The organism is Pseudoalteromonas sp. NZS100, from assembly GCF_015864815.1.
Classification (GTDB): Bacteria; Pseudomonadota; Gammaproteobacteria; order Enterobacterales; family Alteromonadaceae; genus Pseudoalteromonas; species Pseudoalteromonas distincta.
Window position 1 is genome coordinate 17,599 of sequence record NZ_JADYWM010000024.1, and the last position, 25,032, is coordinate 42,630.

Consider the following 25,032-nt stretch of genomic DNA (forward strand, 5'->3'; position numbering starts at 1 on the left):
TGAAAACATGATCAGCGAATGGGTTGTATCAATATTATTGTTATTTGGTGGTACGTTTATTTTAATTGGCTCAATAGGTTTAATTAAACTACCTGACTTTTTTATGCGTTTACATGGACCAACTAAAGCAACCACGTTGGGCATGGCGAGTATGTTAATTGCTGCTATGGTTTATTTTGCAAATTCAGGGCATGGCCTAAGTGTTAAAGAAATACTCATTACTATATTTTTACTAATTACGGCACCGATTAGTGGTTACATGCTAATAAAGTCAGCTATTCATCATAAGTTAAAAGCCAAAGAAGGCACTAAAGGCCTAGATAATGTAGAAGACGACTAACGCAAAAATTAATTTATAAAAGGCCGAATAAGTTCATTTTATTCGGCCTTTTTAATGATTGCTTGTACCCTTTACAATACAAATTATTCATGTGACTATAAATCCATTATTTATATGAAAGGATATTATTATGGGTAAGGTACTACTTTTATCATTGCTAATTTTTTCTAGTAGTTTATATGCTGAACAAAATACTAAGCAGCAAAAAATAGATGAACTCATTAAAGTAATGAATTTAGATTCAATGGTCGATTCTATGTACGGCCAGGTTGAAGGTATGATGAAAGGCATGTCAGACCAAATGGGTGTTAAGCCTTCTGAGCAAGCAATTTTTGATAAGTACTACGGCGACATGACGACGGTATTAAAAACTGAGATGAGTTGGGCTAAAATGCAGCCAATGATGATTAGCGTGTACGACAAACATTTTAGTGAGCAAGAAATTGCCGATATGCTAGCGTTTTATAAAACAGATACAGGGCAAAAAATACTTGAAAAAATGCCTGTTGTAATGCAAGAGTCTATGCAAATGTCACAAAGCTTAATGAAAGATGCTATGCCTAAAATACAAACTTTAGCGCAGCAACTAAGCGACGAATTAGAGCAAAGCCGTAGCGAATCAAACTAGGGCAGCGCATGTTTGGTATTTATGCTGCGTTATCGCCTATTTATGGAGAATAACCACACTACATAGGCTCTGCCTTGCCTAAAGACCAAACAGTCTGCATAAATTAAATCACCAATGATCAACACGCCCTTAGATTAATACGCGCCTTACTTAGGCGCTTCTGTGCTAAATTACGCCCCCTCCAGATAATACACGCCCGATATCAGCTTAAGTTAATTATGTTTGTGTCATTATACCAATGAGCAACAATACTTAATCAATTTGAGGGATTAAATTCGGCGTTAACTGCGTTAAACATTTTGATATACACTGCATGGATGCAGAGGCAATTAGTGATAAGAACTAAATAACGAAACCTTTGCCTTGTTATCAACACTATTTTCTTGTCTTAAATAGGTTACTTAATTAAGCGAATTGGTATTATTTTATTAGTTTTAAAATAGTCATTGACCTATGTGTTGCACCTAGGTTTATTATGAAGCTACTGAAACACGACGGAGCTAAATTATGTATGTTAAACAACTCGCTAAGTTAATGGGCGTGACTGCCGATACTGTTCGTCATTACACACGTATTGGGTTACTTAACCCAATACGCAGTGAAGAAAATGGCTACCAAGAGTATACAAAGCAAGACCAGCAGCGTTTAAAGTTTATTATTAGCTCTCGTCAACTAGGTTTTTCACTTAAAGATATTCAACACATTATAGGCGAGTCAGAGCAGGGGAATTGTCCTTGTCCGTTAACGCGTAAACTCATTACTAAACGCCTAGAAGAAACCGAAGCACTATTTCAAGAAACATTAAAATTACGAAACAGAATGCATGCAGCTCTGGCGCAATGGGATACATCAGCCGATGGTGCAAATGCCAGTGACGTATGTAGTTTAATAGAATCTTTTGTTGATCCAATAAACGATTCTGCAAATAAGGAGCAGCGTAATGACGACTAATACAAAAGACACCGCGCAAAACTTTATTATTGAGGGTGCTAATTGCGGCAGTTGTGTGGCTAAAATTGAAAAAGCTCTTAATAGCGTGCAAGGCGCGCAAAACGTGGAAATGAACTTTGCTGAGCGTACTGTCCGTGTAGAAGGTAAAGCCCGCGAAAGCACGCTTATTAAAGCAGTCGAAAACATTGGTTATTCAGCTAAGCCAATGAGTAACGAGTCTGATCAAGATGCACTTGATGAAAAAGCAAAGTCGGATGAGGCACATTATAAAAAGCTAATGCGTAATATGATATTAGCGTTAGGGGTCGGTGCGCCGTTAATGATATACGGGCTTATTTTTGACATGAGTGTGACCACCGACACACAACGAATAGCCTGGTTTTTAGTGGGTATAGTCACGCTTGTGGTTATGGCTATATCAGGTAAACAATTTTACAACGGTGCATGGCAGGCATTCAAAAACCATGCTGCCAATATGGATACATTAATAGCGCTTGGTACAGGTACTGCGTGGCTGTATTCAATGTTTGTGGTAATAGCACCAAACTTATTACCACAAGTTGCAAGACACGTATATTTTGAAGCATCATCGATGATCATCGGTTTAATTAGTTTAGGGCTCGCTTTTGAAGTAAAAGCACGTGGGCGCACCTCACAAGCAATTAAACGCTTAATTGGCCTGCAACCAAAAACTGCACGCGTAATTCGCGATGGTCAAGAGCAAGACATCGACATTAGTGATGTTGTAAAAAATGATGAAGTACGCGTACGCCCGGGTGAAAAAATCCCTGTGGATGGCGATGTTATTGAAGGCAGCAGTACGGTTGATGAGTCAATGCTTACTGGTGAGCCAATGGCTGTAAGCAAAAAAACGGGCGATAAAGTCGTTGCCGGAAGTATCAATAAAAGTGGCACTTTATTATTTAAAGCCACGCACATTGGTAGCGAAACCACACTTGCCAATATTATCAATATGGTAAAGCGTGCACAAAACTCAAAGCCATCAATAGGGCGCTTAGCTGATGTTATATCAGGAATATTTGTACCAACAGTCATGATTATTGCGGTGCTTGCAGGCCTTGCATGGTTAAACTTCGGACCTGAGCCATCAATTGCTTATGCCGTTGTTGCGGTTACCACTGTACTTATTATTGCTTGTCCTTGTGCGCTAGGACTCGCAACCCCTATGTCGGTTATGGTGGGTATTGGTAAAGCTGCAGAGTCAGGAATATTAATTCGAAATGGTGAGTCGCTGCAAACAACATCTAAAATCACCACCATGATTTTAGATAAAACAGGCACTATTACTCAAGGCACACCGCAAGTTACCGATGTAGTTACCTTTAATAACAGTGATGAAAATACAGTAATGCAACTTGTTGCAAGCCTTGAAAGTAGCTCAGAGCATCCACTGGCCCAAGCAATTACGGCACACGCTAAAAAGCAGGGCTTAGCTTTAAGTAAAGTAGCCGACTTTAACGCAATTACAGGTAAAGGTGTCACAGGCAGTGTTGACGGGCAAACATTGTTGTTTGGCAATAAAGCGCTAATGGATAAATACAACGTGGCCGTTGATGATGCAACCGAGCAAGCTCAAACACTTGCCAGTGATGCTAAAACACCCATGTATTTTGCAAGTAATAATAAGCTCCACGCTATTATTGCAGTAGCCGATCCTATTAAGGAGGATTCAGTTGAAGCTATTAAACGCCTGCAAGATAAAGGTATCCACCTAGTTATGCTAACAGGTGACAACAAAGCCACTGCACAAGCCGTTGCTAAGCAAGTCGGTATTGATGACTTTATTGCAGAAGTAATGCCCGATGACAAAGTAAACGAAGTAACAAAACGCCAAGCAAATGGTGAAATAGTGGGTATGACAGGTGATGGTATTAACGATGCCCCCGCACTTGCGCAAGCCGACGTAGGATTTGCAATTGGTACAGGTACCGATGTTGCAATAGAAAGTGCAGACATTACCTTAATGCGTGGTTCGTTACATGGCCTTGCTGATGCAATTGCAGTGAGTAATGCAACTATTTCAAATATTAAACAAAACCTATTTGGTGCCTTTATTTATAACGTGGCGGGTATTCCGATTGCAGCCGGCGTGTTGTATCCATTTTTTGGCATACTACTTAACCCTGTTGTTGCAGGTGCAGCTATGGCACTTTCATCGCTTACAGTGGTAAGTAACGCTAATCGCTTACGTTTTTTCAAACCAAATAAATCGTAATTTAAGCTAAGGAGTACATTATGTTGATGATTAATATAGGTGGTGCACTGTTAATAGCCGCAATTATTTATTGGTTTTGGCTATACAAACCAGAGCAAACACAAAGTGATGACAACAAAGTAATGATAGTCGTTGATAACGGTGTTTATAAGCCAGGACACATTAAAGTGGCAGCCAACAAAGAGGTTGTACTTACCTTTGATAGAAAAGACAGCGCGCCGTGCGCCGAAACAGTGGTATTTCCACAGCTTGATATAAGTAAAACGCTGGCAATGGGTGATGGCAATACGGTTAAACTACCCGCGCTTGAAGCCGGTGAGTATGACTTTCATTGCCAAATGCAAATGTATAAGGGCAAGCTAGTTGCTCAGTAATCTGAGCTAAGTAGGTGTTGGGGTCGTATAATTGCCTTATATAAGCTGTATAAATAGATGAGTAGGAGTCGTTATACTAAATGAATAAACTAAACCCTAAAAAATTATTGAATAGTAAATGGACCGCAACACCTGCTATAAATAAAGAAAAACACTTCATTATTGTTGAGGTGGAATTTGATGAAGACGGCAATGTAATTGAATGTATTACTGAGGCTGTTATGTCAAAAAATCAATATCCAATTAGTTGGCGAGATTTAAAAGATAACCAAAAGTGGCTACAAGGGTGGAAGTAGTTTAAATCTATATAATTTACTTCACTCCAATAGCTGGCACACGGTGTAGGTTTGCTTAACTCAAGCGAACCTATGTTTTACAGCGCATTAAATTATGAGTTTAATGCTACAACTTAGCTTTAGCATTGAAACCTTCCTAAATAAATTCGCCATTTGGCAACAAAACAGTTAATTTCAAAATATCTTTCCAAAATTTTTATAATAAATTTCAAAAACAATGTAACTTACTGATTATAAGTAAATTAATTATTTAATAGCCGCAAATAAATCCGATGTAATTTCCATGTTCATATTCAGTTTATCTTGAAGGCTAACCTAAACGCCCCCTTATTGGCTTTTTAGCAAAAGTGTGTCTTTTTAATTAAACTTAACCAATTGATTTGTAATGGTTTATTATTTTTAGTTAAATGACTGTTGCTAAATAGCAACAATAACACCTCCTCAAATTAAGCTTTTCTCGCTTTATATCATTTAACTCATTGTTTTTAAATAATAAATAAAAAGTGGCACCGAAGTTGTAATACCTAGAGTGTATTAAGCAAAACGTGATGAAAGCCAAAGGCCTTAATCGCAACAACCCAATGAAGGAATACTATTATGAAAACATTTCAATCAACATTAGTACTAATGGCGCTAGCTTCTTCATCAGCGGCTTTTGCAGCAACAGATTTTGATACGCTAGACGTAGATGGTAATGGCGCAATCAGCCAAGCCGAAGCTTCAGTAGATGCTGAGCTTTTAAGCAAGTTTAATGAACTCGATACAAACCAAGATGGTGAGCTATCTGAAGATGAGTTTTCTAAGGCCTAAAATTAAAGCCTTAAGCAGTTAATGCTCTGTGATGTTATCTAAATTCTGAGTTGCCAAAGACAACCTAAGTAGGCAAGGGAGCCTACTAAAAAGAATAACCAGGAAGTGACTAGAGAGCACTATAGAGCAAATTTATTTAGGACACCGCATACTTTTGAAGGATTAAATTATGAAAAAGCTACAATCAACATTTGTACTTATGGCTATTGTTTCTTCGTCAGTAGTTTTTGCAAACACAGACTTTGAAACACTCGATGCAGACGACAACGCTTCAATTAGTCGCTCTGAAGAATCGGTGCAAGTTATAGAGCAATTTGACGAGCTGAATGTTCAAAGTAGCGGTGGCCCGACAGAAAATGATTTTTTTGAATATTAATTTATAAACACTTTACTCCTAAAGGATCTTTGAAAAGGACTTCTTACCCCTAATCAGGCTCAAAGCCTAAGGAAACGATTATGAAAACATTACACAAAACTTTAGCACTTGTAGCCCTAGCTTCTTCTTCAGCGGCGTTTGCTGCGGTAGATTTTGATTCTTTTGATACAGATGGCGACGGCGTAATTAGCAAAACAGAAGCCCAAGTAAACTCGCAACTAGTACAGCTTTTTGATCAATTAGATACAGATGGAAATGGCGAGTTATCTAAAGAAGAGTTTTCGAAGGTTCAGTAATAAGCTCTATGTAGAACCTTACCAGTAATACTCACAAAGCAGCTAAGTAATTAATACTTAGCTGCTTTTTTGTGCATTTAATTTAATATATTACTTTTTAGTCACCAAAGTAGTGCAAAACTTGAGTTTGAATAGTGTCAAGTTACTGATTATTAAGTTATTTTATTGTTGGTTTTAAACTTGCAAATCTATTTATAACTTAGGTTAATGAGTATTTAAAATGGCGCGAATGAGTTATATCAGTAGTGTTGAGCGCTACCACGAATATGAGCATGTAATACACAGTTTACTTGAATCTATTTTAATGAGTATTGAGGACGGATTAACTAAAGAGCGTGATACCCGCTATCTGATTAAGCAGTACCCATTTTTAGAATTACAATATTGTTTGAATGCAGAAGGTTTGCAGCAGGGTAATAATGTCTGCTTTAAACGCGCATATAGCAAAAAATTAGGTGAAAGTGGTAATCAACAGGATTTAAGCGAGCGACCCTATTTTTTGAACGCTAAAGCAAGTGATAAAGTGTGCTTTACTGATCCCTATATTTCTATAGCGACTAACCATTTATGTATATCGGCGATTAAAGAGCTAAAAAAACCAATTAATAATCAGCATTACTTGGTCGTTGATGTGAGCTTAACGCAGCTTATTGAGTTTGTAATGGGTGATACTGCGCGCGCTAATATGTCGCCTTACTTCAAGGCGGGTTACGGTATTATTGTGGCGTGCTTATTTTGCTTAGTATTATTTTTACTAAATATCGTTTTTAGTGATATATACGCGCTATTAACTCATGTAGATACCTCATCAGACCCACTTGAACCCTTTAGTATCATTATTTACATCACCTTGGCATTAGCAGTATTTGACTTAGGTAAAACAATACTCGAAGAAGAAATCCTTATGCATAAGGATATTTTTAGGCACTCGTCTACGCGGCGCACTATTACACGGTTTATCTCTACTGTGTTGATTGCTATATCAATTGAGGCGCTGTTAACTATGTTTAAAGCGGCGTTGGGGCAATCGGAATATTTAATGCCTGCCATAGCGATGATGCTGGCAGTGGTAGGGCTTTTAATTGCACTGGCTATTTATGTTTACTTAGGGGCAAAGGCTGAAACGCTATTAATGCGGGCTCGTTTAAAACAAAAATCCTCCAAGTAGGAGGATTTTTATATTACATAACTCTATTTAATAGCTATTTATTGCTTATCTTGCGCGCGTTTGGCTTTAAAGTCAGACTCGCTCGTCCACTTTGGCCAATCGCCATTGTTTGCAAGTTGAGTGGCTATATCAACAATAAGATCTATATCTTGCTTAACGCCACCTAACGACCAATCAGCTGAGTAGTCGTCTGCTTCTTTATGGTATTTATGCGCAATGTACTCAGGATCGGTATCGCCCAGGCTCATAAATAATAAACTAGGCACGCCTTGCTTAGAAAGTGAGAAATGATCTGATCTAAAAAACAAGCCATTTTGCGGGCGAGGATCCATTTTAACAACACGGCCTTGTGATTTTGCAGCCTTTGCTAAATAGTTTTCCATTGTCGATAAATTTTTACCGTATTGTAAAATATAGTCAGTGCCATCAAGCACGTTCATGCCATCAATATTTAATAAACCGACCATTTGTTTTGTAGGTACAACCGCACCCGATGCAAATTCTTCAGAGCCAATTAACCCCGTTTCTTCTGCTGTAAAGTTAGCAAAAATAATTGAGCGTTTAAATGGTTTTTGCTTGTTCATTTTGCTCATGATGCGTGCTATTTCAAGCGTGGCTGCAGTGCCTGAAGCGTTATCTACCGCGCCGTTATAAATCTTAGGGCCGGTATCAGTTTGTTTAGTACCAAAGTGGTCCCAGTGAGCGCTAATAACAACGTATTCGTCAGGTGATTCGCTACCTGTAATTTGTGCAACTACGTTATGCGATTTTGCATGTGATACTTCGTTTTTAAAGGCAAGGTTTGCTTTTAAGTTAAGTGGCGTCGCTTTAAAGTCATCATTTAATGCTGCTTGTTTTAAATCTTGGTAGTTAAGCTTTGCGGCGTTAAACATTTTCTCAGTCGCATCAAGTGTTAGCCAGCCCATAACCGGTAATTTAGACGCGTTTAAATTGTTATCCATTAACGTGTATTTAGTGCCGGTGTTTGAACTTTCAACTACGCCCCAAGGATATGCCGCAGGTGCTGTTTCATGAACAATAAATACAGCCTTTGCACCTTGGCGAGCGGCTTCTTCATATTTATAAGTCCAACGACCATAGTAGGTCATTGCATTACCAGTAAAAAGGGCGTCGTTTTGAGTAGCAAAGCCTGGATCGTTAACTAGCACAACCACAGTTTTACCAGTTACATCAATATTTTTATAGTCATTCCAGTTATATTCTGGTGCATTAATACCATAGCCAACAAATACAATGTCAGAATTGCGTACATCAATTAATGGCTGAAGTTGCTCGGTACGTGCGGTAAAGTCTTTACCTGATTCAAAGCTTAAATCACCTACCTTTAACTGCATATCCTGATTAGCTGTCACCATTGCCATTTTTACAGGCTGTAAGTATTTACCTTTATAAGCACCGGTTAAACCCAGCGCTTTATATTGCTCGCTTAAGTAGCCTACGGTTTTTACTTCACCATGAGTAAGTGGGCCTCGGCCTTCAAAGTCATCAGAGGCTAGCGTTCTAATATGCTGTTTAATATTGCTAAGGCTTACACCTGCTGTATTTTCTAATGGAGTTTGTTCGCTTGCAGGCTCTGAGCAGCCAAAGAGGGCAACTAGCAAGCTTAGGCTAGCGCTTTTTATAAGAGTAGATGCCATAGTCTTCATATTGTTATTTAATTAGGCTTTCAATATAAAGGAAGCACCGCAGCGATGTCGAATTTTTATAGAGAACTTTTCATTCAATTGCAGATTGATTTTATAAGGTGTATAAATAACGAACAATCTAAAGGAGCACATAATGGGCCAATGTAAAAAAAGTGGGTATTTATTTATAGCTAGTGGCATTGCATTTTTTGCTGCTGCAATATTAGCTGAGCAGGAGACATTTTTTGTGCTGTCTGCTTCTTTTATAATATTGGGCACTATAAGTATAAAAAAAGCGATTTAATAACCGCTTAGTTTTTTTAGCTAAATATAAAGCTTAAATACAATACTTGGCACTAAAAGCAAAAAACCAGCATTAGCTGGTTTTTTTGCATAGGTTGCAGTTAGCTTTATGCGTCTGCAAGTTTTACGCGGATCTTACTTTTATCAACAGTAGATTGGTTAAGTGCAGTAATTGCGCTTTTACTTTCTATGTCGTTTGGCATTTCTACAAAGGCAAAACCTTTAGATTGGCCAGTTTCTTTATCAAGTACCAAGTTACAAGTAGTCACTTTACCGTGCTCTGCAAATAAAGTACGAAGCTCATGCTCAGTGGTAGCACGAGACAAGTTACGAACTAATAGTTTCATAATGAACCTAAATAATTATGTCAGTATTAATTATCTCAAGTAACTCAGGTTTAACCTAATTTTATTTTAAAACAAATATAAATAAACACTCTATAGAAATAATTTTTTGTATCACTATGAAAATAATAGATTTTATAATTAAATTTAAAATATCAGTAAATTGGTAATGTTAATTGGTAATTGAATTGTGGTTATTTGTACAATAAATTGGTAAATTCACATTTAATTAGCTTACTATTAACCGCAGAACTACTCATGTCTAAATATACCCTTAAACCCTGTAATACAGTTACAGCTATACTTCTATCTTGTTTAGTTACTGGTTGTGGCAGCTCAGGCTCTGATCCTACGGTGCAAAATAATGAAGCGATTTCTTCACAAACTCCTGCAACAATTGGTGGTAACACTCTAGGTGAAGTTATTAGTGATAGTAATGATGCAATAACAGGCTCATTAACTATTACGGATCAACAATCAGGTGAAGCTGCTTTTGTAGCACAAGAAAATAGCGCTACAAGCTATGGTTTTTTTAGCTTAAATGCTGGTGGAGATTGGTCATACACACTTGACGATTTAAACGCATCAATAACATCTTTAAGTGAAGGTGAAACACTACAAGATACAATAACAGTAAACTCTGTAGATGGTACTAGCGCACAAATTATCATAACAATTGTAGGTGCACCAATAGCTCAAGCTGATGGCTTTGAGAAAATATCACACGTTTTATTGCGTTCAGATGGCGTTAATTCGGGGCTTGACGCATACACACTTATTGAAAATGCCTTCGGCGAAGGGTCAATTGAATCTCCAGACCTATATGCTGGCAATCATGAAAGTGTTGTCCATATTCTTGAAGATACCGATACGATAATTGGTAACCATTTTGTCTTTTTAGCTCACCGAGATGATGACCAAGATAAAGACAAAGGCGTAAGTGATAGACAACGTAACGAAATAAAGACCTACGATAAATCACCACAAGAAACACTGGCGTTTGAGGGTGAGACATTTCAATATAGCTGGAAATTTAAAGTAAGCAGCGAGCTTGAGCTTACGAGTAAGTTTAGCCATTTTTTTCAAATAAAAGCCCGAAATGATAGCAACGACAACACCAATGGTAATGACGACCAGCCTATTATCACGCTCTCTGGGGCTCAAAAAAACAGCACAGGTAATCAGTTGCAAGTGCGATATAGTGCAGGCTTTGATGAAAACGGTAACAGCACAGGGCTTGATAAAAACCTCATTGAAACCGACTGGTCACTCATTACAGATGAATGGGTCGAGGTATTTGTACAAGCTACATTTAGTGAAAATGGCAAGTTTGATATGACGTTAACGCGCTTAAGCGATAATGCAGAGATATTTAATATAAGCGAGCAAAACATAGATATGTGGCGCGGCTTTAGTGATGATGATTTTGCTCGTCCTAAGTGGGGAATTTACCGCTCAATTGTTGAAACCGACAGCCTTCGCGCTGATGAAGAACGTGTTAGGTTTGCTGATTTATCTATTACAAAAGGTAAGATAGCGCAGTAAGCTATTTTATCAATTAGCATGAAAAAGCCGTTAATAATTATGCATCATTAACGGCTTTTTTAATTTTTTGAGAAAGTGATTACTTCACTTCTTTACCCGCTGCTTGTTGATCAGCATGGTAGCTTGAACGTACAAACGGGCCAGAAGCCGCGTGAGTAAAGCCAATTTCGTCTGCATACGCTTTTAAGCCGTCAAACTCTACTGGTGGCACGTAGCGCTTAACCGGTAAGTGATGCTTAGAAGGTTGTAGGTATTGGCCTACAGTTAGCATGTCAACGTTGTGAGCACGTAAATCGCGAAGTACTTCTTCAATTTCGCTAATTTCTTCACCTAAACCAACCATTAAGCCTGATTTAGTTTTTACTTCTGGGTGAGCTTCTTTAAAGCGACGAAGTAACTCTAATGACCATTTGTAGTCAGCACCTGGACGAGCTAGTTTGTATAAACGTGGCGCAGTTTCAAGATTGTGGTTAAACACATCTGGTGGCGTCTCGATTAATATCTCTAGTGCGCGGTCCATACGACCACGAAAATCAGGTACTAAAATTTCGATAGTGATAGTTGGATTATGTTTACGAATCTCGCGAATACAATCTGCAAAATGCTGTGCACCACCATCACGTAAATCATCACGGTCAACTGAAGTGATTACAACGTAGCTTAGCTTCATATCTTTAATAGTAAGTGCTAGCTTTTCAGGTTCAGTGGCATCAGGTTTTAATGGGCGACCATGAGCAACATCACAAAATGGGCAACGACGAGTACAAATAGCACCTAAAATCATAAAGGTAGCTGTACCGTGGTTAAAACATTCAGATAGGTTAGGGCACGAAGCTTCTTCACATACCGAGTGTAAGCCATGCTTACGTAGCGCTTTTTTAATACCGTCAATACGATCGGTTGATTTAGGTAAGCGAATTTTTAACCATTCTGGCTTACGCAACATTTCAGTTTTTTCTGTAGGTAAAACTTTTACTGGGATCAACGCCATTTTTTCTGCGTCGCGTAGTTTTACACCTGGTTCCATTTTGACTGGTTTATTCATTCGTTTTCAAACCCTTCAGTATGCTTAACCTGTGTTGCATTAAGCTTCTTGATCATGTGTTTCACCAATCCTTCACCCGCACTTTCTAGGTTTTGAGGACCATCTAATTCTTTAGTTTGCACCATATTCATGCCCGCATAACCACATGGGTTAATGCGTAAAAATGGACTTAGGTCCATGTTAACATTTAATGCTAAGCCATGAAACGAGCAACCACGACGAACCCTTAAACCAAGGGATGCAATTTTACTGTCATTAACGTATACACCTGGTGCATCAGCTTTAGCATAAGCTTCAATACCATACTCGGCGAGTGATTCAATAATGCACTCTTCAAGCCACGTAACCAGTTCACGTACACCAATCTTTAAACGACGTAGATTAAATAATACATACATCATTTGCTGGCCAGGGCCGTGGTAAGTTACTTGCCCGCCACGGTCAACTTTAATCACCTCAATGTCGCCAGGAGCTAGTAAGTGTTCGTCCTTACCAGCCTGACCTTGGGTGAATACACTCTCGTGCTCTACAAGCCAAATTTCATCTGGCGTATTTTCATCACGGGTGTCGGTAAAGTCCTGCATTTTTTGCCAAATTGGCATATAACGCTGACGACCCAGTTGGCGTACGATCAAAGTGTTTTCGTTCACAACAAATCTCAACTATGGATTAAAGCATGTGGCGTACGTCATCAATATTGCTGATCACGTTGTAAATTTCTTCAATGTGTTTGCCACTAGTAACTGTTGCTACAAGGCTTACTGACTCATAATTACCTTTGCTGCTTGGTTTTACTTTAGGGGCGTAATCGCCAGGTGCTATTGGTTGTAACTTAGCTAAAATTTGATCAGTTAAGTTTACGTTAGCTAAACCCATTATTCTGAATGTAAATGGGCAAGGGTACTCTAGGTACTCATCAAATTTAGTATCTTTAACAGGTTGAACCACGACGGTGACTCCTCATACAAAAGTGTGGACTCTATGCAAGCTTGAAGCTTAATACAGATAGGCAATTAGCAGTCTTGCTTATATGGGGCGCATTCTAACATTTTTCAAGCAAAAAAAAACGCCTCACAGCGGAGACGTTTAAATTAGTTACCTAGTTAATAGGGGAGATATAAATTACTGCATGATCTGTAAACGTAAGTAATCATAAATTTTGCTAAAGAAGCTGCCTTCTTCCACTTCCTCAAGTGTTACTAGTGGGTATTGAGCAATATCTTCGCCCTCTAGTTGTAAGAATAACGTACCTACTTTAGTACCTTTAGCAAGTGGTGCTTCAAGCGTATTATCTAGCTCAAAGTTAGCTTTAAGGTTTTTATGCTGACCACGTGGGATAGTAATTGGTGTATCTTCTAAAATACCTAAAGATACGTTCTCTTTGTTACCCATCCAAATACGTTGTTCTGCAAAGCTATCGCCTGCTTTGTACGGAGTAATTGTTTCATAAAAACGAAAACCATAGTTAAGTAGCTTTTTACTTTCTACTTTACGAGCTCGTTCGCTTGAGGTACCCATAACAACAGCAATTAAACGCATATCGTTTTTAGTTGCTGAGGTAACTAGGCTGTAACCAGCTTCTGATGTATGCCCTGTTTTAATGCCGTCAACATCTAAGCTTTCATCCCATAATAATGAGTTACGGTTATATTGCTTAATGCCGTTATAAGTAAACGATTTTTGCTTATAAAGTGCATATTCATCTGGCACATCACGAATAAGAGCAGCACCAAGTGTCGCCATATCGCGTGGAGTTGTGAAGTGCTCGTCAGTATCAAGGCCGTGGCTGTTGATAAAGTGACTGTTGCTCATACCTAATTTAGCAGCATGGGCATTCATTAAATCAGCAAATGCGCTTTCGCTTCCAGCAATATGCTCAGCCATTGCTACACATGCATCATTACCTGATTGAATAATAATACCGTGGTTAAGCTCATCAACACTAATTTGTTTACCTACTTCAATAAACATCTTTGAAGATTCTGGAAAGTTTTTAGCCCATGCTTTTTCGCTTACCGTTACCATATCGGTAGTGGCAATATTACCTGCTTTAATTTCAGTACCAATTACATAACTGGTCATCATTTTAGTTAAACTTGCAGGTGCTAGCTGTGTATCGGCTTCACCTTCAGCAATAACTTTACCAGTTGTAAAGTCGACTAAAAAATAACCTTTCGCATTAACTTGAGGTGGTGCCGGAATAATTTGGGCGCTGGCTGAGAATACGGCGGCTGTACAAACTAGGCCGCATACACCTTTGAGGATTTTATGTTTAATAGATTTCATCATACTCATTAATGGTTAAAGTTAAAGATTCGCGTTACGCCATTCTATACCCAAACTACCCCGAGATGCGAGCGTCGTTGGAGTTAAAAACGATTTAGGCAAGGCATTGATTGCAAATAATAGTTACTCTATTGTTCAAATCAATAACGCAGTATAAATCGTTTTTAAACCAACCCTTAGGGCGTTTCACTGGAGCTTACTCTCTGTGTTGTTACTTTTTAAAAGGGATTACCATTTCTACAAAGTAACGCCTAGATATTAAGCCCCAGTGCAACGCTGAATTCTGCATCCTGGGATAGTTTGGGTATTAGTCTTACTGAGTGTAAAGCAAGAACGCGTTTTGAAATTGATTTTCTTTTAATTTTTTTAATACTTCGTTTGCATGAGGGGTATCTTTTATTGGCCCTAAATGCAGTCTGTAAATATCGTCTTTTTGCACAATATTTGTTGGTAATTTGTATTGCTCTCGCAATGTGCTGGCAAGTGCTTCAATATTAGCAAGTGTACTACCTGCAGCTACCTGAATATAGGTTTGACGCGCAGTTGCGCCCGCAAGCGTAACGGCCTCTAGCTTAACCTTTGCTGTACCATGGGTGTAGTAGCCAAGCTTATAAGCGGCTGCGTACGAAAGATCAATTATTCTATCGTCATGAAATGGGCCACGGTCGTTCACGCGTACGATTACCGATTTACCATTTGCTGTATTGGTTACTTTAACAAAGCTAGGTAGTGGCAGCGTTTTATGCGCTGCGGTCATGGCAAACATATCATACGTTTCACCATTTGAGGTGTGATAACCATGAAATTTACGACCATACCAAGAGGCAATACCTTCCTCACTATAACCCGTCTCATCAAGCATGGGCGAATAGCTTTTACCAAGCACTGTGTATGGGCGGCTAGCGCTAGCACTTTTAGTGGTTTCGGTAACTATAGCGTCTTGCATCTCAAGTGTAGTTGGGGCTCTTAATGGCGCTGCATCATGACGCATACTATAACGGCTACTTGGCCCACTACTACAAGCACTTAAAAGCAAAATTAATAACGTGGTAAATATAAGCTGATTTGTGTGTCGCATTATTTTAAAAGCATCCTTTTATCTGTCGCGATTGACATAATAATGCCAAAGCCTGCCATTAACGTCACCATCGATGTACCACCATAACTAATCAGTGGTAAAGGTACGCCTACAACAGGTAATAAACCCGATACCATGCCTATGTTTACGAAGATATATACAAAAAAGGTGAGGGTGAGTGCGCCTGCGAGCAATTTACCAAATGCATCTTGTGCATTAACAGCAATGTATAAACCACGACCAATAATAAATAAGTACAGGCTAAGTAAAACACATACGCCGAATAAGCCAAATTCTTCGCTTAAAACCGAAAATATAAAGTCGGTGTGGCGCTCTGGCAAAAACTCTAATTGCGATTGTGTACCAAGCAACCAGCCTTTACCTTCTATGCCGCCTGATCCAATAGCAATTTTCGATTGAATAATATGATAACCCGAACCAAGCGGATCGCTCTCAGGATCTAAAAAGGTGAGTACACGTTGTTTTTGATAATCGTGCATACCGTAGTGCCAAAATGGCCATGCAGCAAGCGCTACAATCGAGCTTAAAAAGCCTATTAAACGCCAACTCAAACCAGACAAAAATAATACAAATATACCTGAGCTTGCAATAAGTATAGCGGTACCTAAGTCGGGTTGTTCTTTAATTAATAATGTAGGGAGCATTACAATCATAAAACCAATAATTAAATGTAGCGGGCGAGGTGGTAAGTGGTTTCTACCTATATACCAAGCTACCATCATCGGGACAGCCAACTTCATTAATTCTGCAGGTTGAAATCGTGTCACCCCTAAATTGAGCCAACGCTGCGCGCCTTTTGAGCTTACTCCAAATAAAAGTACACCGACTAGCATTAATAACCCAACACAATAAAGTGGGATCACTAACCGCTTTAACGTGGCAGGCGAAAACTGGGCTAAAACAATCATAGCAACAATCGCACCGCCCATGCGGGTCATATGCCTAATCATCATAGAAGACTCTTGCCCGCTTGCGCTGTAAACAACCATTATGCTGCCAGCCATCATTATAAGTAGTGCAATAAGCAGCGGTAGGTCGAGGTGCATACGCATCCAAATAGAGCGTTTATCGTGCAAAGCGGTCATGGTGTCTCGTTCCTTGCAAGATTAACAGGGTTGGCTGCAAAGTAGTAATCCATAAGTTGGCGAGCTATTTGAATGCCGCCGTGGTTGTTTTCTAATACAACAGAAACCACAATTTTAGGATCGCTATAAGGTGCAAAGCCTACATAAATTGTATTATCGCGTTGGCGTTCTTTAAGAGATTCTGCATCGTAACGCTCACCTTGGGCAATACTAACTACTTGCGCGGTACCGGTTTTACCAGCCGAGTCGTAGTTAGTCCCTTTAAATGCTTTGTGGGCTGTGCCTGATATTTTTTGTACTGTATTATGCATTGCATCTAACGATACTTGCCAATGGCGCGGATCTTTTAAAATAACAGGAGGTTTTTCTTCGTTGTTAATTTGCGTTATGTCGCTATCTTTTTTTATTACTTGCACCAAATGAGGGGGATGATTAATACCACGATTAACTAATATGTTAGTTGCATTTGCAATTTGAATTGGTGTGGCAGTCCAGTAACCTTGGCCAATGCCTACAGAAATTGTGTCACCAGGCCACCAAGACTCTTTAAAGCGTCCTTCTTTCCATTCTTTTGAAGGTAGAATAGCAGTAGTTTCTTCGTGAATATCAATACCTGACAAATCACCGTAGCCAAAACGGGCCATAAAATCGCTTATTTTAGTAATGCCTAATCGATAAGCCGCATCGTAAAAATAGGTATCGCACGACTCTTCAATGGCTTTGTATACATCTACATGACCATGGCCCCAACGTTTCCAGTCACGCCATTTATGCTCTACGTTTCGTATTTCAAAAAAGCCTGGATCCCACATTGATGTTGACTCATTTACTATATTTTCTTCAAGCGCTAATACAGCCATTAAGGGCTTTACAGTAGAGGCCGGCGCATAACGACCTTGCGTAGTACGGTTTATTAATGGCCGGTCTTGGTTAAGCAGCGCTTTATAATTTTTGCTGCTAATGCCGTGTACAAATAAGTTTGGATCGTAACTTGGGTTTGAATAAAGTGCCAGCACGCCGCCATCTTTGGCGTCCATAACTACAACAGCGCCACGCATATCTTTAAGCGCATGTTGTGCTATTTGTTGCAAGCCCACGTCTAAAGTAAGTACTAAGTCGCTACCAGGTTGCGGTTGGGTCATGCTCAGGGTGCGTATTACACGGCCACGGTTATTAACTTCTACCCGTTGTGAGCCTACTTTACCGTGCAGTGTTTCTTCGTAATATTTTTCTATGCCGAGTTTGCCAATATCATGTGTGGCGCGGTAATTGGTTGCACGGTCTTCTTGTTCTAATTGGTTTAGCTCTTTTCTATTAAGCTTGGCAACGTAACCGAGCGCATGCGTTAGTGTGTCGCCAAATGGGTAGTAGCGTGCAAGGCGTGCCTCAATGCTAAAACCAGGGAATTTATGTTGATTAACCGAAAATTTCGCCACTTCTGTTTCGTCTAAGCGGGCTTTTAATACTTGTGATTTAAAACGACGGGTGTGTTTTATATCTTTTAAAAAGTCTTGTTTGTCTTGCTCTGTAATCGCAATTATTTTACTTATTTGATCAAGCGATTCGTCAAGGTCGTCTACCTCTTCGGGGATGACCTCAAGGTTGTAAACAGGTTTGTTTTCAGCAAGTAGCACACCGTTACGGTCGTAAATTAAACCACGGTTGGGTGCAATAGGAATAACTTTAATGCGGTTATCGTTGGAGCGGGTTTGGTAGTCTTGGTGATCTTCGACCTGAATAGTATAAAGATTAGAAAGCAATACTGCGACTAATCCTAATACAAAAACAAAACCCACAAATGCTCGCCTAGCAAATAAGTTTGCTTCTGCGGAGTGGTCACGAATAGTGGGTCTATGTTTCAGCATGGCAAGGGGTTACTCGCGATGATAAGGATGGTTGTTATTTAAGCTCCAGCCTCGGTAAAGGCTCTCTGCAACAATTATACGCACCAAAGGATGCGGCAATGTTAAATTAGATAACGACCATTTTTGCTCAGACGCTGCAATACACTCTGGAGCAAGTCCTTCAGGTCCACCAATAAGTAAACTTACATCGCGGCCATCGAGTTGCCATTTTTCCATATTTTTAGCAAGTTGGTGAGTATCCAGTGCTTTCCCTGTTACCTCTAACGTTACAATACGATTGCCTTTTGGAATAGCCGCTAATGTTTTTTCACCTTCAATGTGTAAAATACGCTTTATATCTGCATTTTTACCACGTTTACCGGCTGGAATTTCGATTAACTCTAGCGCCATATCTTTAGGGAAACGGCGCTGATATTCTGCAAATCCCGTTTCTACCCATGCTGGCATTTTAGTACCAACAGCAATCATTTGTATTTTCACGTATTACTTCCAAGCATTGTCTAAAATGAGTGAGCGTTTAGCCCCACAGTTTTTCTAGATCGTAATAGCTACGTGCTTCGTTTTGCATCACGTGTACAACCACATCACCTAAATCAACCAGTGCCCATTCGCCGTCGCCTTCACCTTCATAACCTAGTGGCTCTGAATCTGCATGACGCGCTTCTTTTGCTAAGTGATCGGCAATTGACTGTACGTGGCGTTTAGAAGTACCAGAACAAATTACCATGTAATCTGTAATATCTGATGTTTCAGTTACGTCAATATGAACGATGTCACGCGCTTTCATATCGTCAATTTTGTCCATAGCAAAGGCGAGTAGTTGTTTTGAATCCAAGGTTTTGTCTCAATTTAAAAATTTAATGGCGCGCATTTTAACACGCTAGGAGTTTTTAAGCATCAATTTGATAGAGCTGATGCACTTCTATGTAATGACTCACTGCGTCGGGCAATAGTTCATTCTTTTTATTACTTTTTTTTAGCTGCTTGCGAATTGTACTTGAGGCTGCATCGAGCATTTCACCCGGTAAAAAATAAAGTTTACCTGCAAGTGAGTGTTTAAGTGCCGCTACTTCGCCAACATTTGCGTGTTGCATATAGCTTTTGAGCTCACCTTTTACAGTGCAATGTTGAGCAGGGCGCTGGTACACCACAATATGGCAAAGCTGTGTTATTGCCTTCCACTCAAACCACTTATCGAGATTGTTAAACGAGTCCATACCAATTAAAAATAAAATAGGTGTAGTGGGGTGCTCTTTACGAAGTTCTTGCAAACTAAGTAGCGAATACGATGGACCAGCTCGGTTAAGCTCTCTTAAATCGAGTTCAAAATGAGGATAAGGTGCAATGGCTGCGTTTAGCATATTAATACGGTGCTGAGTACTAATTCCCGGCGCTGCTTTATGTGCAGGGAGTGCACAGGGCATAAAATAAAGCGTATCTAAATTAAACGCATTAACGCATTGCTGCGCCATATTTAGATGGCCTAAATGGACGGGGTCGAAAGTGCCACCAAAAATTGCGATCATTTAACACCCATTATTTATTAATTAACCGCGTGGCAAGGCATAGGAATGTTGAGCGGCTGGCAAAATTTAATACAAATATGAGCAAGCGCTTGGTAAGGTGCAATTAAATTACCTTGCTTGTAACTCGCATCAAACAACGCAACATCACTGTTTATTTGTTCTAGTGTGTGCATATTTAAACGGTTAATTGCGTTTTGAACTGGACCTTGTTGGTTTTTCCAAATTGCTTTTTGTTTAAATAAATTTGCTATAGGTTCGCCATTTAATAAACCAAGTTGCACACTTATAAGTGTATTAAGCTCTTTGGTTATAGCCCACAAAATACTCACCACTTCGGTGTTATCGCTGGCAAGTTTGTTTAGTACTTTTATAGCTTGTTTAGCGTGGCCATTTAATAGTGCATCGCTTAAATCAAAAATATCAAACTTGGCTTGATTTAACAGCCCTTGCATAACTAGTTGCTGAGTAATTAATGCATTGCCGTGTAGTAGCGAGAGCTTTTCAAGCTCCTGAAAACAGGCTAATAAGTTGCCTTCAGTGGCATTTATTAAGCTTACTTTGGCGTCGCTTTGCATATTAAGTGATAAACGTTGGCATTGCTCATCAAGCCATCGTTTTACATGAGAGCCCGTGAGTGGGTAGCAAGGTACGAACACGCCTAGTTTATCAAGGGCTTTAAACCATGCACCACGTTGTACTTCTTGACTGGCTTTAGCGCCTTTAACAATTAAAATAGTATCGGGATTAACCAGCTCAACTACTTTTTTAAAGGTATTGCTGCCAATAACGCCTGGCTTTTGTTGGTTTAAATCAAGCTCAATAATAGTGCGGGCGCTAAACAGCGACATGCTCTGATACTGGGCTATGATTTCTTGCCAATCGAATCCTTGCATTAAAGTAAACTTAATTACTTCATCAAAACCTTGTTGTTTAGCACTGTCGCGAATTTGTTGTACGCATTGCGCTTCTTGAAAAGGCTCTTCACCAAATACTAAATAAAAGGGCTTTAGCCCTTTATTTAATTCACTCGGTAGTTGATTAGCGTAGCAGCGCATTATAGTTGCGACAGCTCTCTAACAATACGACGACTGGCTTGCTCACGAATCTCGCTAATGAGTAGCTCAAGCTCTTTTGCTTTTGCTAATGCATGATCCGGATCGTCTTGGTAATTACGGTAAAGCTCAAAACGTTTTTCTATCGCTTTTTCGCCTGGGAGTTTAACTACATACGACACGCCATAAGCAAGTTCGTATTCAGCAACCTGACCATTTTGAAACAGCGAAAGTGTTTGGCGTTCAATACTTTCTTTGCGTAAATACAATTGGGCTTTATCTTTAGCTGACGATACTAGCTCTACGTTACTCGCTTTAAGCTCTTTTTTAAGCTCAGTAAATAAAGTCGATTTTTCATCATCGCCTACAAGTGTTAGCTGTTTTAAGTTATCAGGCAAGCTAGAGGCTTTTTTTAAATGAAAGCCACAGCTTGATAACAAAAAACAGACTAGCACTAAGGCTAGTCCATTTTTAATGGCGTTAAATGCAGCCATATTAGTTAGCTACCACGTTAAGTAGTTTACCTGGAACGTAAATGATTTTACGAATAGTTGCGCCATCCGTAAATTTAGTTACGTTAGATTCTGCAAACGCAAGGGCTTCTACTTGCTCTTGAGTGGCATCAGCTGCAACTGTTAACTTAGCGCGAAGCTTGCCGTTTACTTGTACGATGATTAGTTTTTCATCTTCAACAAGAGCCGACTCGTCAACTTTTGGCCATGCTGCATCTAAAATTTCGCCTTCTTTACCAAGCTCTTTCCAAAGCTCATGTGATAAATGCGGAGTAATAGGTGCAAGCATAATAACTAATGCTTCAAGTGCTTCGTTAGCAATCGCTACATCTTGTTTGTCGCTCAGTGGTGCTTTTAATAACTTATTAGAAAGCTCCATAATGGCTGCAATAGCGGTGTTAAAGGTTTGACGACGTTCAACATCATCAGTCACTTTAGCAATTGCTTTGTGTAAGTCGCGACGTAGTACTTTTTGCGGGTTAGTGAGCGCTGATTTATCAAGTGCTTGGTAACCTACTGTTTTAACGTCTACTGCGTATTTCCATACACGTTTTAAGAAGCGATGTGCGCCTTCAACACCTGAGTCTGACCACTCAAGCGTTTGCTCTGGTGGTGCTGTAAACATCATAAATAAACGCACTGTATCTGCACCGTATTGGGCAATTACTTGTTGTGGGTCTATACCGTTGTTTTTAGACTTCGACATTTTACTCATGCCAGATGAGAATACCGGCTCACCGTCTTCTTTATGCCATGCTTTAGTTACGCGACCTTTGTCGTCGGTTTCGGTATTTACATCGCTTGGCGAAATCCATACATCGCCGCCTTTTTCATCTTTACGATAAAATGTTTCAGCAAGCACCATACCTTGACAAAGTAAGCGGTCGAACGGCTCGTCTGAATTTACTAAACCAAAGTCACGTAATAATTTATGGAAAAATCGCGAGTACAATAAGTGTAAAATAGCGTGTTCAATACCACCAATGTATTGATTTACTGGTAACCAATAGTTAGCAGCCGCTGGATCTAGCATGCCTTCGTCGTAGCGTGGGCTACAGTAGCGTGCGTAGTACCAAGATGATTCCATAAAGGTGTCAAACGTGTCAGTTTCGTGAAACGCAGGTGCGCCATTTACTGTTGTTTTAGCCCATTCTGGGTCTGCTTTAAGAGGTGACGTTACACCGTTCATTACTACATCTTCTGGTAAGCGAACTGGTAGCATATCTTCTGTTGCTGCAAGTTCTTTGCCTTCTTCGTCGCTAAGCATTGGGATTGGAGAACCCCAATAACGCTGACGGCTCACACCCCAGTCACGTAGACGGAAGTTTACTTTACGCTCCCCAACACCGAGTGCTTCAAGCTTGTCGGCAATGGCTTTAAACGCGGCATCAAAATCAAGATCGTCAAATTCACCTGAATTTACAAGCACACCTTTGTCGGTAAATGCTTCTTGCTCAAGGTTTACTTCAAGATCTGAGCCTTCAACCGGTGCAATTACTTGTTTAATATCTAGGCCGTAAGCCGTTGCAAATTCAAAATCGCGTTGGTCGTGTGCAGGTACCGCCATAACAGCGCCTGAGCCGTAATGCATTAATACAAAGTTAGCGACCCAAATTGGTACTTGCTCGCCCGTTAATGGGTGAGTTGCGTAAAAGCCTGTTGCTATGCCTTTTTTCTCCATTGTTGCCATGTCTGCTTCGGCAATTTTGGTGTTTTTGCATTCTTCAACAAACATTGCAACAGCATCGCTATTTTTAGCGGCTTCTTGTGCAATAGGGTGACCACCAGCAACAGCAACATACGTAACACCCATAAAGGTGTCTGGACGAGTTGTGTATACGCTAAAAGTTTCGTCGTTATCGGTGCGTTTAAATTCAATATCACACCCTTCAGAGCGGCCAATCCAGTTACGCTGCATTGTTTTAACTTGCTCTGGCCAATCTTCCAACTTGTCTAAATCGTCAAGTAGTTCTTGTGCGTAGTCGGTAATTTTAATAAACCACTGTGGAATTTCTTTTTGCTCAACCACAGCGCCTGAACGCCAACCGCGACCGTCAATAACTTGCTCGTTAGCTAATACTGTTTGATCCACTGGATCCCAGTTAACCGTCGACATTTTTTTATACACTAAGCCTTTTTCGTAAAGCTTAGTGAAAAACCACTGCTCCCACTTGTAGTATTCTGGATGACACGTCGCAATTTCGCGATCCCAGTCATAACCAAAACCTAATTGCTTAAGCTGTGTACGCATGTAATCAATATTTTCGTATGTCCACTTAGCAGGTGCTGTTTTGTTTTTAATAGCAGCGTTTTCTGCAGGTAAACCAAACGCATCCCAACCCATAGGTTGCATTACGTTTTTGCCTTGCAGGCGCTGGAAACGAGAAACAACATCACCAATGGTGTAGTTACGTACATGACCCATATGCAGTCGACCACTCGGATAAGGAAACATAGAAAGGCAATAATACTTTTCTTTGCTCTCATCTTCAGTGACTTTAAATACCTGGTTTTCTTCCCAGTAGCTTTGTACTTTTGACTCTATATCTTGCGGGTTATATTGCTCTTGCATCTATGGTTCCAGACTTCTTGCAAACTAATAAAAAATTGCCATTAGGATACCCCAAATAAAGTGCTATTCACAGCGTCAAAAACGCGGTTTTGATAAATTCTAACCTTCAGTTCAGGTTAACCTATACTTATCTAAGTTATAGGGTGATTTAACAGCAATTTTGAAGGAGTAAAAAATGGCAGATTATAAAGCATGGCTTGGCGATTTAACCAAATGGCTAAAAGATGTAAAAGATCATGAAGTAAAAGACGCAGTTACTCGATTTGTTGAATCTGAGCAGGCACTTAAAGATTTAGGGCAAGAAAGATACGCTTTATATAAAAGCTATTTACAGCGCGATATAGAACATGTCCAAGAAAACGAATCGCACTATAATTCGCTTGCATGGCAAGAGCTTAAAGAGTCCTTATGGTTTGAGCTTTCGCACATAGAAGATAAAACTCAGCTTGAGTGGCAATCTCTTAGTCAAGATTTTAAGCACAATGGTGTGTATCACGCAGGCGAATGGATAGCCATGGGCACATTAGTATGTAAGAATTGCACTCATAGTTACGATGTTTATCACGCGACACAAATTACACCGTGTATTGAATGTGATGGAATCTATTTTAGTCGTAAGGCGCTGCACCCTTAAATATAAGTATTAAGTGGCTGCGGGCCACTTAATACGCCCAAAG

General features: G+C 39.7%; 28 protein-coding genes. 13 read left to right on the forward strand and 15 right to left on the reverse strand.

Annotated features, from left to right (window positions below; translation table 11 throughout):
* Positions 1-7 precede the first annotated feature (7 nt).
* The 10 genes from I6E69_RS18310 (at position 8) to I6E69_RS18355 (ending at position 7,475) form a co-directional block, all read left to right on the forward strand.
* Positions 8-340, forward strand: a complete 333-nt coding sequence (locus tag I6E69_RS18310; protein WP_007378492.1) for a Na+/H+ antiporter subunit G — start codon at positions 8-10, stop codon at positions 338-340.
* 130 nt (positions 341-470) lie between these two features.
* A complete protein-coding gene (locus I6E69_RS18315; protein WP_197121840.1) occupies positions 471-968 on the forward strand; it encodes a DUF2059 domain-containing protein in 498 nt (165 codons plus the stop codon).
* Between the two features lie 507 nt (positions 969-1,475).
* Positions 1,476-1,919, forward strand: coding sequence for a MerR family transcriptional regulator (locus I6E69_RS18320; protein WP_002958503.1), 444 nt, complete (start codon positions 1,476-1,478; stop codon positions 1,917-1,919).
* A complete protein-coding gene (locus I6E69_RS18325; protein WP_197121842.1) occupies positions 1,909-4,155 on the forward strand; it encodes a heavy metal translocating P-type ATPase in 2,247 nt (748 codons plus the stop codon). Before I6E69_RS18320 ends, I6E69_RS18325 begins: the two co-directional genes overlap by 11 nt.
* 20 nt (positions 4,156-4,175) lie before the next feature.
* The gene (locus I6E69_RS18330; RefSeq protein ID WP_039489305.1) at positions 4,176-4,529 is read left to right on the forward strand and encodes a cupredoxin domain-containing protein; all 354 of its coding nucleotides are present in this window, start codon (positions 4,176-4,178) and stop codon (positions 4,527-4,529) included.
* Between the two features lie 80 nt (positions 4,530-4,609).
* Entirely contained in the window at positions 4,610-4,825 is a 216-nt protein-coding gene (locus tag I6E69_RS18335; protein WP_002958506.1) for a TIGR02450 family Trp-rich protein, read from the forward strand.
* 597 nt (positions 4,826-5,422) lie between these two features.
* Positions 5,423-5,635, forward strand: a complete 213-nt coding sequence (locus I6E69_RS18340) for an EF-hand domain-containing protein (RefSeq protein WP_002958507.1) — start codon at positions 5,423-5,425, stop codon at positions 5,633-5,635.
* Positions 5,636-5,804: 169 nt separating this feature from the next.
* The gene (locus I6E69_RS18345; RefSeq protein ID WP_010554691.1) at positions 5,805-6,011 is read left to right on the forward strand and encodes a hypothetical protein; all 207 of its coding nucleotides are present in this window, start codon (positions 5,805-5,807) and stop codon (positions 6,009-6,011) included.
* A gap of 80 nt (positions 6,012-6,091) precedes the next feature.
* The gene (locus I6E69_RS18350) at positions 6,092-6,307 is read left to right on the forward strand and encodes an EF-hand domain-containing protein (RefSeq protein ID WP_024597051.1); all 216 of its coding nucleotides are present in this window, start codon (positions 6,092-6,094) and stop codon (positions 6,305-6,307) included.
* 220 nt (positions 6,308-6,527) lie between these two features.
* Positions 6,528-7,475, forward strand: a complete 948-nt coding sequence (locus I6E69_RS18355) for a PDC sensor domain-containing protein (RefSeq protein WP_024603579.1) — start codon at positions 6,528-6,530, stop codon at positions 7,473-7,475.
* A gap of 38 nt (positions 7,476-7,513) precedes the next feature.
* Here the strand turns inward: I6E69_RS18355 and I6E69_RS18360 are convergent, their stop codons facing one another.
* A complete protein-coding gene (locus tag I6E69_RS18360; RefSeq protein WP_197121844.1) occupies positions 7,514-9,133 on the reverse strand; it encodes a M28 family metallopeptidase in 1,620 nt (539 codons plus the stop codon).
* Between the two features lie 142 nt (positions 9,134-9,275).
* Between I6E69_RS18360 and I6E69_RS18365 the strand changes: the two genes are divergently transcribed.
* On the forward strand, positions 9,276-9,425 hold the full coding sequence (locus tag I6E69_RS18365; protein ID WP_002958512.1) for a hypothetical protein: 150 nt from the start codon (positions 9,276-9,278) through the stop codon (positions 9,423-9,425).
* A 106-nt stretch (positions 9,426-9,531) separates the two neighbouring features.
* Here the strand turns inward: I6E69_RS18365 and I6E69_RS18370 are convergent, their stop codons facing one another.
* Positions 9,532-9,771 carry an RNA-binding protein gene (locus tag I6E69_RS18370; RefSeq protein WP_002958513.1) on the reverse strand — a complete coding sequence of 80 codons (240 nt, stop codon included), beginning with the start codon at positions 9,769-9,771 and terminating at the stop codon, positions 9,532-9,534.
* Between the two features lie 255 nt (positions 9,772-10,026).
* On the opposite strand from I6E69_RS18370, the gene I6E69_RS18375 reads away from it, so the two are divergent.
* Positions 10,027-11,313 (forward strand): VCBS domain-containing protein, encoded by a 1,287-nt coding sequence (locus I6E69_RS18375; RefSeq protein WP_197121846.1) that lies wholly within the window; start codon positions 10,027-10,029, stop codon positions 11,311-11,313.
* 79 nt (positions 11,314-11,392) lie between these two features.
* Here I6E69_RS18375 and lipA read toward each other — a convergent pair whose 3' ends face one another.
* From lipA to leuS, 13 genes are all read right to left on the reverse strand, one after another.
* Entirely contained in the window at positions 11,393-12,358 is a 966-nt protein-coding gene (gene lipA, locus I6E69_RS18380; RefSeq protein ID WP_002958515.1) for a lipoyl synthase, read from the reverse strand.
* A complete protein-coding gene (gene lipB, locus I6E69_RS18385; RefSeq protein ID WP_010554695.1) occupies positions 12,355-13,008 on the reverse strand; it encodes a lipoyl(octanoyl) transferase LipB in 654 nt (217 codons plus the stop codon). Before lipB ends, lipA begins: the two co-directional genes overlap by 4 nt.
* A 19-nt stretch (positions 13,009-13,027) precedes the next feature.
* Positions 13,028-13,306: a DUF493 family protein YbeD gene (gene ybeD / locus I6E69_RS18390; protein WP_002958517.1), complete on the reverse strand. Its 279-nt coding sequence runs from the start codon at positions 13,304-13,306 to the stop codon at positions 13,028-13,030.
* Positions 13,307-13,480: 174 nt separating this feature from the next.
* Positions 13,481-14,644 carry a serine hydrolase gene (locus I6E69_RS18395; protein ID WP_002958518.1) on the reverse strand — a complete coding sequence of 388 codons (1,164 nt, stop codon included), beginning with the start codon at positions 14,642-14,644 and terminating at the stop codon, positions 13,481-13,483.
* Positions 14,645-14,957: 313 nt separating this feature from the next.
* Positions 14,958-15,722, reverse strand: a complete 765-nt coding sequence (locus I6E69_RS18400; protein WP_039489313.1) for a septal ring lytic transglycosylase RlpA family protein — start codon at positions 15,720-15,722, stop codon at positions 14,958-14,960.
* On the reverse strand, positions 15,722-16,828 hold the full coding sequence (gene rodA, locus I6E69_RS18405) for a rod shape-determining protein RodA (RefSeq protein WP_197121848.1): 1,107 nt from the start codon (positions 16,826-16,828) through the stop codon (positions 15,722-15,724). The genes I6E69_RS18400 and rodA overlap by 1 nt, the downstream gene beginning before the upstream one ends.
* Entirely contained in the window at positions 16,825-18,693 is a 1,869-nt protein-coding gene (gene mrdA, locus I6E69_RS18410; RefSeq protein ID WP_149602962.1) for a penicillin-binding protein 2, read from the reverse strand. The genes rodA and mrdA overlap by 4 nt, the downstream gene beginning before the upstream one ends.
* A 9-nt stretch (positions 18,694-18,702) precedes the next feature.
* Entirely contained in the window at positions 18,703-19,173 is a 471-nt protein-coding gene (rlmH, locus tag I6E69_RS18415) for a 23S rRNA (pseudouridine(1915)-N(3))-methyltransferase RlmH (protein WP_002958522.1), read from the reverse strand.
* Between the two features lie 37 nt (positions 19,174-19,210).
* Complete coding sequence (gene rsfS / locus I6E69_RS18420; RefSeq protein ID WP_002958523.1) at positions 19,211-19,528, reverse strand: ribosome silencing factor; 318 nt, start codon at positions 19,526-19,528, stop codon at positions 19,211-19,213.
* 55 nt (positions 19,529-19,583) lie between these two features.
* The gene (nadD, locus tag I6E69_RS18425; RefSeq protein ID WP_197121849.1) at positions 19,584-20,219 is read right to left on the reverse strand and encodes a nicotinate-nucleotide adenylyltransferase; all 636 of its coding nucleotides are present in this window, start codon (positions 20,217-20,219) and stop codon (positions 19,584-19,586) included.
* 17 nt (positions 20,220-20,236) lie between these two features.
* Positions 20,237-21,274, reverse strand: coding sequence for a DNA polymerase III subunit delta (gene holA, locus I6E69_RS18430; protein ID WP_197121851.1), 1,038 nt, complete (start codon positions 21,272-21,274; stop codon positions 20,237-20,239).
* Positions 21,274-21,765, reverse strand: coding sequence for an LPS assembly lipoprotein LptE (lptE, locus tag I6E69_RS18435; RefSeq protein WP_024594704.1), 492 nt, complete (start codon positions 21,763-21,765; stop codon positions 21,274-21,276). The genes holA and lptE overlap by 1 nt, the downstream gene beginning before the upstream one ends.
* 1 nt (position 21,766) lies before the next feature.
* The gene (gene leuS / locus I6E69_RS18440) at positions 21,767-24,355 is read right to left on the reverse strand and encodes a leucine--tRNA ligase (RefSeq protein WP_197121853.1); all 2,589 of its coding nucleotides are present in this window, start codon (positions 24,353-24,355) and stop codon (positions 21,767-21,769) included.
* 175 nt (positions 24,356-24,530) lie between these two features.
* Here leuS and I6E69_RS18445 point away from each other — a divergent pair, with 175 nt between their 5' ends.
* Positions 24,531-24,989 (forward strand): hypothetical protein, encoded by a 459-nt coding sequence (locus tag I6E69_RS18445; RefSeq protein ID WP_002958528.1) that lies wholly within the window; start codon positions 24,531-24,533, stop codon positions 24,987-24,989.
* Positions 24,990-25,032 lie beyond the last annotated feature (43 nt).